The 393-nt window shown below is 49.6% G+C and carries 1 protein-coding gene; it reads left to right on the top strand.

Annotation, left to right across the window (positions count from 1 at the left end; translation table 11 throughout):
* Positions 1–393: 5'-nucleotidase (locus tag AB4585_RS24570; protein WP_372171366.1), on the top strand; the 393-nt coding region annotated here is incomplete at both ends.

Raw genomic sequence — 393 nt, 5'->3', positions numbered from 1 at the left:
ACTTAGGGTTGCGTTTGATTTTGACGGCGTTATTTCTGATGATGGCTCAGAGCGTGTATACGCAGAGTCAGGGATAGAGGCCTTTCATCAGCATGAGACGTTAAAGAAGGATGTCCCGCATGACCTAGGGCCGCTTGCGGCGCTGCTAAGTAAGCTCGCAGAGATTCGAGAGGTAGAGGAATCGTTCGCTCTGGGTAATCCTGACTACACGGTGGCAATTAAGATATGTATTGTCACTGCACGCTCTCGCGATGGGTTTGATCGAGCGGTAACGACGCTAAAAATGCTGGGTGTGCCGGTTGATTTTGCAGCGTTCTTGGCAGGGACAAGTAAGGAGCCTATCTTGGATGCGTTAAGGCCAATCATATTCTTTGATGACCAGTCGAGGCATTT

The organism is Vibrio sp. 10N.222.49.C9 (genome assembly GCF_041474985.1).
Classification (GTDB): domain Bacteria; phylum Pseudomonadota; class Gammaproteobacteria; order Enterobacterales; family Vibrionaceae; genus Vibrio; species Vibrio crassostreae_C.
This window is presented reverse-complemented; position numbering and strand designations above follow the sequence as displayed.